The organism is Burkholderia sp. PR2 (genome assembly GCF_052372875.1).
Taxonomy (GTDB): Bacteria; Pseudomonadota; Gammaproteobacteria; order Burkholderiales; family Burkholderiaceae; genus Burkholderia; species Burkholderia diffusa.
In genome coordinates, this window is sequence record NZ_JBQRWH010000001.1 from 2,434,889 (window position 1) to 2,447,939 (window position 13,051).

10 protein-coding genes are annotated in these 13,051 nt (G+C 68.5%); 8 read left to right on the plus strand and 2 right to left on the minus strand.

Annotated elements, in window-relative coordinates:
* Positions 1–27: 27 nt before the first annotated feature.
* From prpC to ACT2FV_RS10850, 4 genes are all read left to right on the plus strand, one after another.
* Positions 28–1,200 (plus strand): bifunctional 2-methylcitrate synthase/citrate synthase, encoded by a 1,173-nt coding sequence (gene prpC, locus ACT2FV_RS10835; RefSeq protein WP_059598931.1) that lies wholly within the window; start codon positions 28–30, stop codon positions 1,198–1,200.
* 82 nt (positions 1,201–1,282) lie between these two features.
* Positions 1,283–3,877: a Fe/S-dependent 2-methylisocitrate dehydratase AcnD gene (gene acnD, locus ACT2FV_RS10840; protein ID WP_444503832.1), complete on the plus strand. Its 2,595-nt coding sequence runs from the start codon at positions 1,283–1,285 to the stop codon at positions 3,875–3,877.
* 26 nt (positions 3,878–3,903) lie between these two features.
* A complete protein-coding gene (gene prpF, locus ACT2FV_RS10845; protein ID WP_174906861.1) occupies positions 3,904–5,094 on the plus strand; it encodes a 2-methylaconitate cis-trans isomerase PrpF in 1,191 nt (396 codons plus the stop codon).
* A 421-nt stretch (positions 5,095–5,515) separates the two neighbouring features.
* Positions 5,516–6,568: a CaiB/BaiF CoA transferase family protein gene (locus ACT2FV_RS10850; protein WP_444503833.1), complete on the plus strand. Its 1,053-nt coding sequence runs from the start codon at positions 5,516–5,518 to the stop codon at positions 6,566–6,568.
* Between the two features lie 274 nt (positions 6,569–6,842).
* Here the strand turns inward: ACT2FV_RS10850 and ACT2FV_RS10855 are convergent, their stop codons facing one another.
* Complete coding sequence (locus tag ACT2FV_RS10855) at positions 6,843–7,286, minus strand: PaaI family thioesterase (RefSeq protein WP_059467287.1); 444 nt, start codon at positions 7,284–7,286, stop codon at positions 6,843–6,845.
* Between the two features lie 271 nt (positions 7,287–7,557).
* Here ACT2FV_RS10855 and ACT2FV_RS10860 point away from each other — a divergent pair, with 271 nt between their 5' ends.
* Complete coding sequence (locus ACT2FV_RS10860; protein WP_444503834.1) at positions 7,558–9,186, plus strand: methyl-accepting chemotaxis protein; 1,629 nt, start codon at positions 7,558–7,560, stop codon at positions 9,184–9,186.
* Here the strand turns inward: ACT2FV_RS10860 and ACT2FV_RS10865 are convergent.
* A complete protein-coding gene (locus ACT2FV_RS10865) occupies positions 9,159–10,268 on the minus strand; it encodes an AGE family epimerase/isomerase (RefSeq protein WP_444503835.1) in 1,110 nt (369 codons plus the stop codon). The genes ACT2FV_RS10860 and ACT2FV_RS10865 overlap by 28 nt on opposite strands.
* A 112-nt stretch (positions 10,269–10,380) precedes the next feature.
* Between ACT2FV_RS10865 and ACT2FV_RS10870 the strand changes: the two genes are divergently transcribed.
* The 3 genes from ACT2FV_RS10870 (at position 10,381) to ACT2FV_RS10880 (ending at position 12,936) form a co-directional block, all read left to right on the plus strand.
* A complete protein-coding gene (locus tag ACT2FV_RS10870) occupies positions 10,381–11,079 on the plus strand; it encodes an MgtC/SapB family protein (RefSeq protein ID WP_124624448.1) in 699 nt (232 codons plus the stop codon).
* 104 nt (positions 11,080–11,183) lie between these two features.
* A complete protein-coding gene (locus ACT2FV_RS10875; RefSeq protein ID WP_444503836.1) occupies positions 11,184–12,605 on the plus strand; it encodes a flagellar hook-length control protein FliK in 1,422 nt (473 codons plus the stop codon).
* 175 nt (positions 12,606–12,780) lie between these two features.
* Positions 12,781–12,936, plus strand: coding sequence for a hypothetical protein (locus tag ACT2FV_RS10880; RefSeq protein WP_170296432.1), 156 nt, complete (start codon positions 12,781–12,783; stop codon positions 12,934–12,936).
* Positions 12,937–13,051: the final 115 nt, after the last annotated feature.

Genomic DNA, 13,051 nt, shown 5'->3' on the forward strand with positions numbered 1-13,051 from the left:
CCCCGATACCCATTGGAGAATCGAAACATGAGCGAGACGAAAGACGCAGCAGCACCGGCCGCCGCAGGCGCATTCAAGCCGAAGAAGTCGGTGGCGCTGTCGGGCGTGACGGCCGGCAACACGGCGCTGTGCACGGTCGGCAAGACCGGCAACGACCTTCACTACCGCGGCTACGACATTCTCGACGTCGCCGAATCGTGCGAGTTCGAGGAAATCGCGCACCTGCTCGTGCACGGCACGCTGCCGAACCTGACCGAACTGGCCGCGTACAAGACCAAGCTGCGCGCGCTGCGCGGCCTGCCGAACGCGCTGAAGGCCGCGCTCGAGCAGATCCCGGCATCGGCCCACCCGATGGACGTGATGCGCACCGGCGTGTCGGTGCTCGGCACCGTGCTGCCCGAGAAGGACGATCACAACCTGCCGGGCGCGCGCGACATCGCCGACCGCCTGATGGCGTCGCTCGGCTCGATGCTGCTGTACTGGTATCACTTCTCGCACAACGGCAAGCGCATCGAGACGGAAACCGACGACGACTCGATCGGCGGCCACTTCCTGCACCTGCTGCACGGCAAGACGCCGTCGAAGTCGTGGGTCGACGCGATGCACACGTCGCTGATCCTGTACGCGGAGCACGAGTTCAACGCATCGACGTTCACCGGCCGCGTGATCGCGGGCACGGGCTCGGACATCTATTCGGCGATCACCGGCGCGATCGGTGCGCTGCGCGGGCCGAAGCATGGCGGCGCGAACGAAGTCGCGTATGAAATCCAGAGCCGCTACAGCTCGCCGGACGACGCCGAAGCCGATATCCGCCGCCGCGTCGAGAACAAGGAAGTCGTGATCGGCTTCGGCCATCCGGTCTACACGATCTCCGATCCGCGCAACAAGGTGATCAAGGGCGTCGCGCACAAGCTGTCGAAGGAAGCGGGCGACCTGAAGCTGTACGGCATCGCCGAGCGCCTCGAGTCGGTGATGTGGGAAGCGAAGAAGATGTTCCCGAACCTCGACTGGTTCAGCGCCGTGTCGTATCACATGATGGGCGTGCCGACCGCGATGTTCACGCCGCTGTTCGTGATCTCGCGCACGTCCGGCTGGAGCGCGCACATCATCGAGCAGCGCATCGACAACAAGATCATCCGCCCGAGCGCGAACTACACGGGTCCGGAAGACCTGCAGTTCGTGCCGATCGAGAAGCGCTGAAACGCCTGCCGCGCGCGCCGGCGCCCGTGATGCGGGTTGCCGGCGCGCGCGGAACGTCTTACCCCGATTTCCGCCCCACATCATGAATACCGCCTACCGCAAACCCCTGCCCGGCACGTCGCTGGACTTCTTCGACGCGCGTGCCGCGGTCGAAGCGATCGCCCCCGGCGCGTACGACACGCTGCCGTACACGTCGCGCGTGCTCGCCGAAAACCTCGTGCGCCGCTGCGATCCGGCAATCCTCGCCGATTCGCTGAAGCAGATCATCGAGCGCAAGCGCGAACGCGACTTCCCGTGGTTCCCGGCGCGCGTGGTGTGCCACGACATCCTGGGCCAGACGGCGCTCGTCGACCTCGCGGGCCTGCGCGACGCGATCGCCGAGCGCGGCGGCGACCCGGCGAAGGTGAATCCGGTCGTGCCCGTGCAGCTGATCGTCGACCACTCGCTCGCCGTCGAGTGCGGCGGCTTCGATCCGGACGCGTTCGCGAAGAACCGCGCGATCGAGGATCGCCGCAACGAGGATCGTTTCCACTTCATCGAATGGACCAAGCAGTCGTTCGAGAACGTCGACGTGATCCCGCCGGGCAACGGCATCATGCACCAGATCAACCTGGAGAAGATGTCGCCGGTGATCCAGGCGCAGGATGGCGTGGCGTATCCGGACACCTGCGTCGGCACCGACAGCCACACGCCGCACGTCGACGCGCTCGGCGTGATCGCGATCGGCGTGGGCGGGCTGGAGGCGGAGAACGTGATGCTCGGCCGCGCATCGTGGATGCGCCTGCCCGACATCGTCGGCGTCGAACTGACCGGCAAGCGCCAGCCCGGCATCACCGCGACCGACATCGTGCTCGCGCTGACCGAATTCCTGCGCAAGGAAAAGGTGGTCGGCGCGTATCTGGAATTCCGCGGTGCGGGCGCGGCGAGCCTCACGCTCGGCGACCGTGCGACGATCTCGAACATGGCGCCCGAATACGGCGCGACGGCCGCGATGTTCTTCATCGACGGCCAGACGACCGACTATCTGCGTCTCACCGGCCGCAGCGACGAGCAGGTCAAGCTCGTCGAGACCTACGCGAAGGCAGCGGGCCTGTGGGCCGACACGCTGAACGGCGCGCAGTACGAGCGCACGCTGACGTTCGACCTGTCGAGCGTGGTGCGCAACATGGCCGGCCCGTCGAACCCGCACAAGCGGCTGCCGACTTCCGACCTCGCCGCGCGCGGCATCGCCGGCCAGTGGGAAGAGAAGCCGGGCGAGATGCCCGACGGCGCGGTGATCATCGCCGCGATCACGAGCTGCACGAACACCAGCAACCCGCGCAACGTGATCGCCGCGGCCCTGCTCGCACGCAACGCGAACGCGAAGGGCCTCACGCGCAAGCCGTGGGTGAAGAGCTCGCTCGCGCCGGGCTCGAAGGCGGTCGAGCTGTATCTGGAAGAAGCGAACCTGCTGCCGGAACTCGAGAAGCTCGGCTTCGGCATCGTCGCGTTCGCGTGCACGACCTGCAACGGGATGTCGGGCGCGCTCGATCCGAAGATCCAGCAGGAGATCGTCGATCGCGACCTGTACGCGACGGCCGTGCTGTCCGGCAACCGCAACTTCGACGGCCGCATCCATCCGTATGCGAAGCAGGCGTTTCTCGCGTCGCCGCCGCTCGTCGTCGCGTATGCCATCGCCGGCACGATTCGCTTCGACATCGAGAAGGACGCGCTCGGCCACGATCAGGACGGCAAGCCCGTCACGCTGAAGGACATCTGGCCGACCGACGAGGAGATCGACGCGATCGTCGCATCGAGCGTGAAGCCCGAGCAGTTCCGCAAGGTCTACGAACCGATGTTCGCGCGCAGCGCGGATGCCGGCGAGCGTGCGGCGCCGCTGTACGACTGGCGTCCGCAAAGCACGTACATCCGCCGTCCGCCGTACTGGGAAGGCGCGCTGGCCGGCGAGCGCACGCTCAAGGGCATGCGCCCGCTCGCGGTGCTCGGCGACAACATCACGACCGACCACCTGTCGCCGTCGAACGCGATCATGGCGAACAGCGCGGCCGGCGAATACCTCGCGAAGATGGGCCTGCCGGAAGAAGACTTCAACTCGTACGCGACGCACCGGGGAGACCACCTGACCGCACAGCGCGCGACCTTCGCGAATCCGACGCTCGTCAACGAGATGGCGGTGGTCGACGGCGTGGTGAAGAAGGGCTCGCTCGCGCGTGTGGAGCCGGAAGGCAAGGTCATGCGGATGTGGGAAGCGATCGAGACGTACATGAATCGCAAGCAGCCGCTGATCGTCGTCGCCGGCGCCGACTACGGCCAGGGCTCGTCGCGCGACTGGGCCGCGAAGGGTGTGCGGCTCGCGGGCGTCGAGGCGATCGTCGCCGAAGGGTTCGAGCGGATCCACCGCACGAACCTGATCGGGATGGGCGTGTTGCCGCTCGAGTTCAAGCCGGGCACGAACCGCGCGACGCTCGGCATCGATGGCACCGAGACCTTCGATGTGATCGGCGAGCGCACGCCGCGCGCCGATCTCACGCTCGTGATTCACCGCAAGAGCGGCGAGCGTATCGCGGTGCCGGTGACGTGCCGGCTCGATACGGCCGAGGAAGTGTCGATCTACGACGCGGGCGGCGTGCTGCAGCGTTTCGCGCAGGACTTCCTCGAATCGTCGCAGGCTGCCTGACCGGGTCACACAGGGACAACGCAAACATGGCTCACATTCCTCAAATCAGGATTCCGGCGACGTACATCCGCGGCGGCACCAGCAAGGGCGTGTTCTTCCGGCTGCAGGATCTGCCGGACGCCGCGCAGGCGCCGGGCGCCGCACGCGACGCGCTGCTGCTGCGCGTGATCGGCAGCCCCGATCCGTACGGCAAGCAGATCGACGGGATGGGTGGCGCGACGTCGTCGACCAGCAAGACGGTGATCGTGTCGAAGAGCACGCGGCCCGGTCACGACGTCGACTACCTGTTCGGGCAGGTCTCGATCGACCGCGCGTTCGTCGACTGGACCGGCAACTGCGGCAACCTGTCGGCGGCCGTCGGCCCGTTCGCGATCAGCGGTGGCCTCGTCGATGCGTCGCGCGTGCCGCGCGACGGCATCGCGACCGTGCGTATCTGGCAGGCGAACATCGGCAAGACGATCGTCGCGCACGTACCGATCACGAACGGCGCGGTGCAGGAGACGGGCGATTTCGAGCTGGACGGCGTCACGTTTCCGGCCGCCGAAGTGCAGCTCGAGTTCATGGACCCGGCCGCCGAGGAAGAAGGCTCGGGCGGCTCGATGTTCCCGACCGGCAACCTCGTCGACGACCTCGTCGTGCCGGGCATCGGCACGCTGAAGGCGACCATGATCAACGCGGGGATTCCGACCATCTTCGTCGAGGCCGAGGCGATCGGCTATACCGGCACGGAGCTGCAGGACGCGATCAACGGCGACGCGAAGGCGCTCGAGAAGTTCGAGACGATCCGCGCGCATGGCGCGCTGCGCATGGGCCTGATCGACACGCTCGACGAGATCGCGACGCGTCAGCACACGCCCAAGGTCGCGTTCGTCGCGAAGCCGGCCGATTACGTCGCGTCGAGCGGCAAGCGCGTGAATGCGGGCGACGTCGACCTGCTGGTGCGGGCGATGTCGATGGGCAAGCTGCACCACGCGATGATGGGCACGGCAGCGGTCGCGATCGGCACGGCCGCGGCGATTCCCGGCACGCTCGTCAACCTGGCGGCGGGCGGCGGTGAACGCAACGCGGTGCGCTTCGGCCATCCATCGGGCACGCTGCGCGTCGGCGCGGAAGCCCGGCTCGAAAAGGGCGAATGGACCGTCACGAAGGCGATCATGAGCCGCAGCGCGCGCGTGCTGATGGAAGGCTGGGTGCGGGTGCCGGGGGATGCGTTCTGAGCGTGTCGCGGTTCGCGCGCGCAACCCTGCAGTGCTGAAACGGACCGATCCCTGCGAAGCGGACCTGCTGCGCAGGGATTTTTCGTTTGGCGCACGTGTGATGACGGCAATTCGCGACGCAAAGCGTCGCATCGGTGACCGTGCCGGTGCGTTGAAGCGCATTGCGGTCATGATGCACGGGGGTTCGCGCTGGCTTGAGTCATCGCGGATCGACCGCAACGGATGGGGCCCGCGTAGGCGCTAAGGCGCTAACGCTGGTCGACCGCGAAGCATGGGACCAGCGTAAGTGTTAAAGCACGAACGCTGGTTGACCGCGAAGCATGGGACCCGCGTAAGTGCTAAAGCACGAACGCTGGTCGACCGCGAAGCATGGGACCAGCGTAAGTGCTGAAGCACTAACGCGGGTCGACAGGAGAATCGTATGTCGCTTGGTGTCCCGCTTTCCGGCGTCCACATCGTCGAATTCGAAGGCCTCGGCCCCGGCCCGCTCGCGGGCTGGATGCTCGCCGGGATGGGGGCGCGCATCACGCTGATCGCGCGTCCCGCGGGCCGCACCAGCGCGCCGGACGCGCTGCAGGGCCGCGACGGCGACCTGCTGCGCGAAGGCAAGACGATCGTCGAACTCGATCTGAAGACGCCGGCCGGCCGCGACGCGGCACTCGCGCTGATCGCGCAGGCCGACGCGCTGATCGAGGGGCTGCGGCCCGGTGTGATGGAGCGCCTCGGTCTCGGCCCGGACGATTGCGCACGCGACAATCCGAAGCTCGTGTACGGACGGATGACGGGCTGGGGCCAGGACGGACCGCTCGCGACGGCCGCCGGGCACGACCTGAACTACGTCGCGCTGACGGGGCTGCTGTCGCTGTCCGCGCCGCGCGACGGCCGGCCGGGCGTGCCGCCGACCGTCGTCGGCGATGCCGGCGGCGCGCTCGGGCTCGCATTCGGGATCATCTGCGCGCTGTTCGACGTGCGCGGCGGCGGCCCGGGGCGCGTGGTCGACGGCGCGATCGTCGACATCGTGTCGATGCTCGGCTCGCTCGCGCTGTGGGCGCGCGCGAACGGGCAGCTCGATGGCACGCAGCCGAGCCTCTTCCACGATGCGCCGTTTTACGACGTGTATCGCTGCGCGGACGGCGAATGCGTGACGATCGGTGCGCTGGAGCCGCCGTTCTACGCGCTGCTGGTCGAGCGGCTCGGGCTGACCGACGTCGATCCGGCGTCGCAGTACGATCGCGCACGCTGGCCGGCGCTGAAGGCGCGTTTTGCCGACGTGTTCGCGCAGCAGCCGTCCGCGCACTGGCGCGCGCTGCTCGAAGGCACCGACGTGTGTTTCGCGCCGGTGCTGAGCGTGGCCGACGCGGTCGAGCATCCGCACAATGCGGCGCGCGGGATTTACCGCACCGACGCGAGCGGTAACGTTCGGGTGCGCGTGGCGCCGCGGTTTCTGCCGTTGAAAGCGGGCACTGCGGAATAGGTCGGCCGAAGCGTCGATCCGCGGATTCGGTTCGACACGACCCGTTCAAATCCCGGCTTGCCGGGCGGATCGAGCGGAAGTGATCGTGCTGGACGTCGCAGTCGGTCGCCGTGATCGCGACGCCGTCTATCGCTGCCGCGATGAAGCGATGGAACCGGACGGTGCGCGTCGCGCGTGCCGCGGCTGGTGGTTGCGATGTTGCATCACAGGCACGGGGCGCGATCGTCAGGACGACGCCGGCAGGTAATCCGATGGCCTTTGCGTCCGCGACAATTCACGCCGTTTCCTCCGGCGCATCCGGCATCTTGCCGTCGCCGACGCGATTGATCGTGCCTTGCGCGATCGCGACGAGCCGCTCGTGATCGCCGTCGATGACGAACACATGACACTGGCAGGTCGCCTGGTGCCGTCCCGCGTAGACGACCTTCGCGCGCGCGACGAGCGTGCCGTTCACGGCGGGCCGCAGGTAGTTGATCTTGTATTCGGCGGTGATGACGCGCGGGCCGAGCACGAGCGCACCTGCGAACGTCAGCGCGTTGTCGGCGAGGTAGCCGATCACGCCGCCGTGCACGAAGCCGTGCTGCTGCCGCAGTTCTTCCCGCACGGGCAGGCACAGCGACACTTCGTTGTCGCCGATATGCATCAGCTCCGTGCCCAGCAGCATGCTGAACGGTTGCGCGCGCAATGCGCCGCGCGCGTGGTCCGTGATGTCCGTCATCGACTGCCCTCGCAATGCGTGTCCGCTTGCGCTGAACTCTAGGAAGGGGGCTGCGGATAAGCAAGGAAATTCGTCCGCATTTCGCACAATGGCCGGCGCGATGCGACGCGATTATTGCGTCGAACGCGCACATCGTTCTCGTTTGCTGGCGATTCGGCGGCAATGGCGGGGCTCGGCCGGCCGCTTCTCACCCGCATTCCTAAAGTCCGACGAAGAAATGCCGCTAATGCCGGGGCATTGCTCCATCGTCGCCTTTCCAGGAATCTCCCCCATGTTCGGAAAAATCAAGCTCGCGTCGGGTCTGCTCGGCGTGTTGACCGTGTTTTGCCTCTTTCTGTTCGCGATCGAGGCACTCGGCTTCTGGGCGCTCGCATCGACGCGCAGCGGCGTCGACGATCTGTCGAACGTCGCGATCGGGCAGGTCGACGCGGCCAGCCAGGCGACCGAGCGCCTGCTCGACGCACGCGTGAACCTGTCGCGCGCGGGCACGCGGATGGTACGCGGCGGCCCGAAGCCCGACGAGATCATCCGCCATGCCAGCGCGTCGCTCGCCGAAGCGGACAAGGCGTTCTCCGCGCTGACGGCCGCGCAGGCCGTCGACGCGACGAACCGTGCGCGCGTAGCGGCGCTCGCCGAGCGCTATCGCGCGCTGCGCGGCGCGCTGGGCGAACTCGTGCAGTTCCTCGACGCCGACAACATCCAGGCGTTCCTCGACCAGCCGACACAGGGTTTCCAGGACGCGTACCTCGCCGAGCTGCACCGCTTCGCCGACTACGGCGCCGCGTCGAGCCGCGACGCGCTTGCCACGATCGATAGCGGGATTCAGTGGTTCAAGTGGGTCGGCATCGTGCTGCTGGCGGCGATGCTCGCGGCGAGCGCGGCGATTTACGCTGCCGCGCGGCGCGCGGTGGTCGCGCCGCTGGGCGAAGCCGGCCGCCATTTCGAGCGCATCGCGCAGGGCCGGCTCGACGAAGCCGTGCGGGCAGGCGGCGTGTTCGAGATCGACCGGATGTTGCGCGGCCTTGCCGCGATGCAGGCGAGCATCGCTGACACCGTGCGCACCGTGCGTCACGCGTCCGATGCGATCCACCTCGGCGCGGGCGAGATCGCCGGCGGCAACGCGGACCTGTCCGCGCGCACGGGCACCCAGGCCGCGTCGCTCGAGGAAACCGCCGCGAGCATGGAGGAGCTGACCGCGACCGTCCGCCAGAACACCGACAGCGCGCGTGCGGCCAGCGCGCTGGCCGACGCGGCGCTCGACGCGACGCGTCACGGCGGCGGCGTGGTCGACAGCGTGATCGACCGGATGCGGGCCATCGCCCAAAGCTCCGGGCGCATCGCGGAGATCATCTCGGTGATCGACGGCATCGCATTCCAGACCAACATCCTCGCGCTGAACGCGGCGGTCGAGGCCGCGCGGGCCGGCGAGCAGGGCCGCGGCTTCGCGGTGGTCGCGGGCGAAGTGCGCTCGCTCGCGCAGCGCAGCGCGCAATCGGCGAAGGAGATCAAGGCGCTGATCGAGGAGTCGGTCACGCAGATCGACGGCGGCTCGGAACTCGTCGAACGGGCGGGCGACGCGATGCGGACGGTATCGGCGTCGATCACGCGGGTCGTGCAGACCATGTCGGAGATCACGGCCGCGTCGGTCGAGCAGAGCGTCGGCATCGAGCAGGTCAATCAGGCAGTCACGCAGATGGACCAGTTGACGCAGCAGAACGCGGCGCTGGTGGAGGAAGTCGCGGCGGCGGCCGCGTCGCTGAACGACCAGACCGCGCACCTGATGCAGGCGGTGTCGGTGTTCGAACTGGGCGACGCGCGCGCGGCTCGCGGTCTTCGCGACGAGCGCGCGTCGTCGTCGTTTGCCGACGCCGGTTACGAAACGGCGGGCAGCGCCGCGTAAGCTGTCGCGAGGTGGTAGGGCGTCGTCGACGGCATGTCGGCGCGCGACACCTGCCCGTCGGCCGTCTTGCACTCGAACCAGCCGCGCGGATGCAGGAAGCGCGTGGCGAAGCGCTCGATCTGCTGCGCGAGCGGCGCGGAGGCCGGCGTGCCGCCGTGCATGGCGAGCGCGCGCAGGTATTCGGTCTGCGCCCAGATCCGTTGCGTGCCGTCGATGCATGCGCCTTGCGCGTCGACTGCCGCACACACGGCGCCCGTGCGCGGATCGATCCCGTGCTGCTCGGCGAATGCGAACGCGCGCGCGAGTGCGTCGGGGAGCCCGGTTTGCGCGAGACGCGCGCCGGCCGCATCGACCAGATAAAACCATTCGAACTGATGGCCGGGCTCGAAGCGGTTGTCGGTCGCCCCGAGCGGCAGTTCGGCGATGCAGCCGGTCGCCGTATCGACGAACGTGCGCTCGACGGCCTGCGCGGTGCGCAGGAGCGCATCGTCGAACGCCGCATCGTCGAACGCATCGGCGGCCGCAAGCCATGCTTCGGTCAAGTGCATCAGCGGGTTCTGCAGCGTGCCGCTGCCCGATGACGAGAAATCGGCGTGACGCGCGGCGTCGAGCAGCGCGTCGCCCGGCTGCGGCGCGAAGCGGTCCTGGATCAGCGCGGCGGTGTCCTCGGCGACCGTGCGCGCCGCGGTGTCGCCCGACGCCGCATGCCATGCGGCGCACGCGAACACGACGAACGCATGCGTATAAAGGTCCTTGGTCGTGTCGAGCGGCGCGCCTTGTGCATCGACGCTGTAGAACCAGCCGCCGTGGCGCGGATCGCGGAAGCGGCTGCACAGCGAGTCGAACAGCGTGGCCGCGTGCGCGGTGTGGCCGGCCTGCGCGAACACGAACAGTTGTCGCGCGCATGCCATTGCGCGATAACGGGTGACGGGCAGCGGTGCATGGTTGGCCGGATCGACGGCCTCGAACGGTAGCCGCAGCGTCTGGTCGAACCCTGAACCCTGCCAGATCGGCAGGATGACGTGCGCAAAATGGTCGCGCAATCGGGCGGCCTGGGCGGAAGCGGAAGCGGGAACGGACATGGCGGGTTGAGCGCTTGGATCGAATTGAGTCGGCGCGGAGCGGCGCGGCCGGGGCCAAGGATAAACCATTCCGCGCGGCCGTCCTCAAAACAGGAGACAGGAGAGAAATCGGATGCTCGGCAACCTGGAACTCGTGATGCGGCTGGTTCTCGCGGCCGCGCTCGGCAGTGTCATCGGCTTCGAGCGGGAGCGCCTTTCGTGGGCGGCCGGCCTGCGCACGCACATGCTGGTCTGTGTCGGCTCGACGCTCATCATGATCGTGTCGGCGTTCGGTTTCGCCGATGTGCTGGGCAGCAGCGACCACATCGTGCTCGATCCGTCGCGGATCGCCGCGCAGGTGGTGTCGGGCATCGGTTTCCTCGGCGCGGGCTCGATCCTGTTGCGCGGCGAGATCGTGCGCGGGCTGACGACCGCCGCGAGCCTGTGGTCGGTCGCCGCGATCGGCCTCGCGGTGGGCGGCGGACTGTACGTCGCGTCGATTTCCGCGACGATCATCATCCTGATCATCCTGGCCGGCATCAAGCCGCTCGAGCGGCGCTACTTCACGGTGCGGCAACGGCGTCAGCTCGCGCTGACGGTGGTGGGCGGCGCGCTGACGTTCGATTCGCTGCACGCGGCCCTCGGCCCCGACAGCGCGCGCGTGAAGCAATTCATCGTGCAGCGCGCCGACGACACGGGCGAGCACGACGAGGTGCGCATCGCACTCGGGCGCGTGTCGGATCTCGAATACCGCGCGATCTGCGACAAGCTGCGCGGGCTGTCGTGCGTCACGCGATTCGAGGAAGGCAACGGGTTGTCGGGCGACGAATAGACGGCATCCGATCGGCCGGATCGGCGATCGGTCATGCGACAATGGCCGGTCACTGATTCCGTTCGACATCCGGTTCCGCGTTCGCGGGCCTGTAATCCGACTCCATGACCGAATCCGTTTCCCTGCCTCGCTCCCGTTCCCGCTCCGACCGCTCGTCGGCCCGTTCGCGTCCGCGTTCCATCGCGGCCGCGGCAGACACCGCCGCCAGGGCAACCGCGCGCTCCGGCAACGCGACGGGCGGCGATGCGCCGCGGGACGAACGCACGCTCGACCTGTTCGGCGATCCGGTGCTCGAGCCAGCCGCGCGCGGGCCGGTGGCCTCGCACGATGACGGGGCGGCGGGTGCCGACGCGGTGGCCGCCGTCGCGGACGGCGATGACGCCGGCCGGCAGGCGACGCTGGATGGGTTCGGTACGTCGGGCGCCGACGGCGGGGCGGTCGAGCCGGCGCCCGACGTTGCGAAAACGAAGGAGTCCGCGCCGACGCGTGCAAACGGCGATGTGGCCGATGCCGATGTCGTGCGCGCGTCCGCTGCCGATGCCGATGCAACGAAGCTCGGCGCGGCGCGGCTGTCCGACGGTATCGCCGCGACTGCAGCCGGCGAGCCGGCAACCGACGGCAGCCAGGTGAAGACCGGCAGTGTGGCGGAAGCCGGCGACACGGCCGGAACGCGCGCCGATCGTTCGACGGCGAATGCAGGGGCGGCGGAAGGTGCGGTCGATGCGGTCATCGGCGACCGACCGGCGAAAGCGGGCGGTGAGCCCGAAGGCGCCGCCGTGCCGGCCACACGCGACGAAGTAGCGCGGACGCCCGGCGAGCCCACGAAGGGGCGTCGCGCAGCTTCCGGTGGCAAGCGCCGTGTGGCCGCAGGCGCACGCGAAGCGGCAGCGGCGCGCGGCGCGCCGGAAGCGGTGGCCGTCGACGCGCAGTCGGAAGTGACCTCGGCGCAGCATCCTGCGCCATCAAGCGAGCCGTCGGCGACCGCCGAACCGGCGCAGCCCACGATTACCGCAGTTGCCGCGAGTGCCCGTGACGCCGCGCGGGCAGCCGCAGCGCCGGTCTCGCCATTCGTGCAGCCCGTTGCGTCCGCGGCGTCGTTCGTGACGAAGCCGTCGGCGGATCGTGCGCAACCTGCCACGTCGAGCGCGTCGGCTATCGACCCCGACACGCAACTGCGCCCGCTGTCGGATCGGCTCGCCGCGCTGCAGGCCGAGACGGCCGGCATGAAGCAGGCGGCCGATCGCGAGATGCGGCGCGTCAACCGGCTGCTGCTGGCGCTGACGGTCGTCGTGTCCGCGGGGCTCGTCGCGCTGATGCTGCAAACGCGGCAGATCGCGCACCTGAAACAGGAAGTTGACGCCCGGCAGCAGCGGATCGACCGGCTGGCTGCCGACCTGTCGACGCAGCAGGCAACGCTGATGACGCTCGCGGAACACCACGAAGCGATGCTGTCGCAGGTCGACCGGCTGCAGCGCAATGCGAACCGCGAGGCGGCGGCCGCGAAGCGTGTGCGTCGAGCGCATTAAATCGTCCGACCCTACCTGCAAACCCCGGCACGACAAGGCGCGTCGGGGCGGACCGTCGATCGGCGGTGGCGCGGGTGCGGCAAACTGATGCGGTGAGCTGGCAGAGTTCAGGGAAAACCCTTAGAATGGCATCCATCTACGGGAAAACCCTAGATCCATCTGTCAGGAGTCTCACATGAGCTTCATTCTTGCCCTGCTGCAAAAGATCGACGACCTGTTCGTCTCCCCGCACCTGCCGCTCGACGCGGAATATTCGTACGCTGCGCGTCACGCCGAAGCCGAGCGCGTGCGTCGTGCGAGCCTCGTGCCGATCGTCCTGTACCGTCGCTGATTCGCTGATTCGCTGATTCGCTGATTCGCTGATTCGCTGATTCGCTGATTCAGCGCGGCGCTCGCCGCCACTGCCTGCCCGTTTTCCACCGCCGCATCGCGCGCCGGTGCGATCG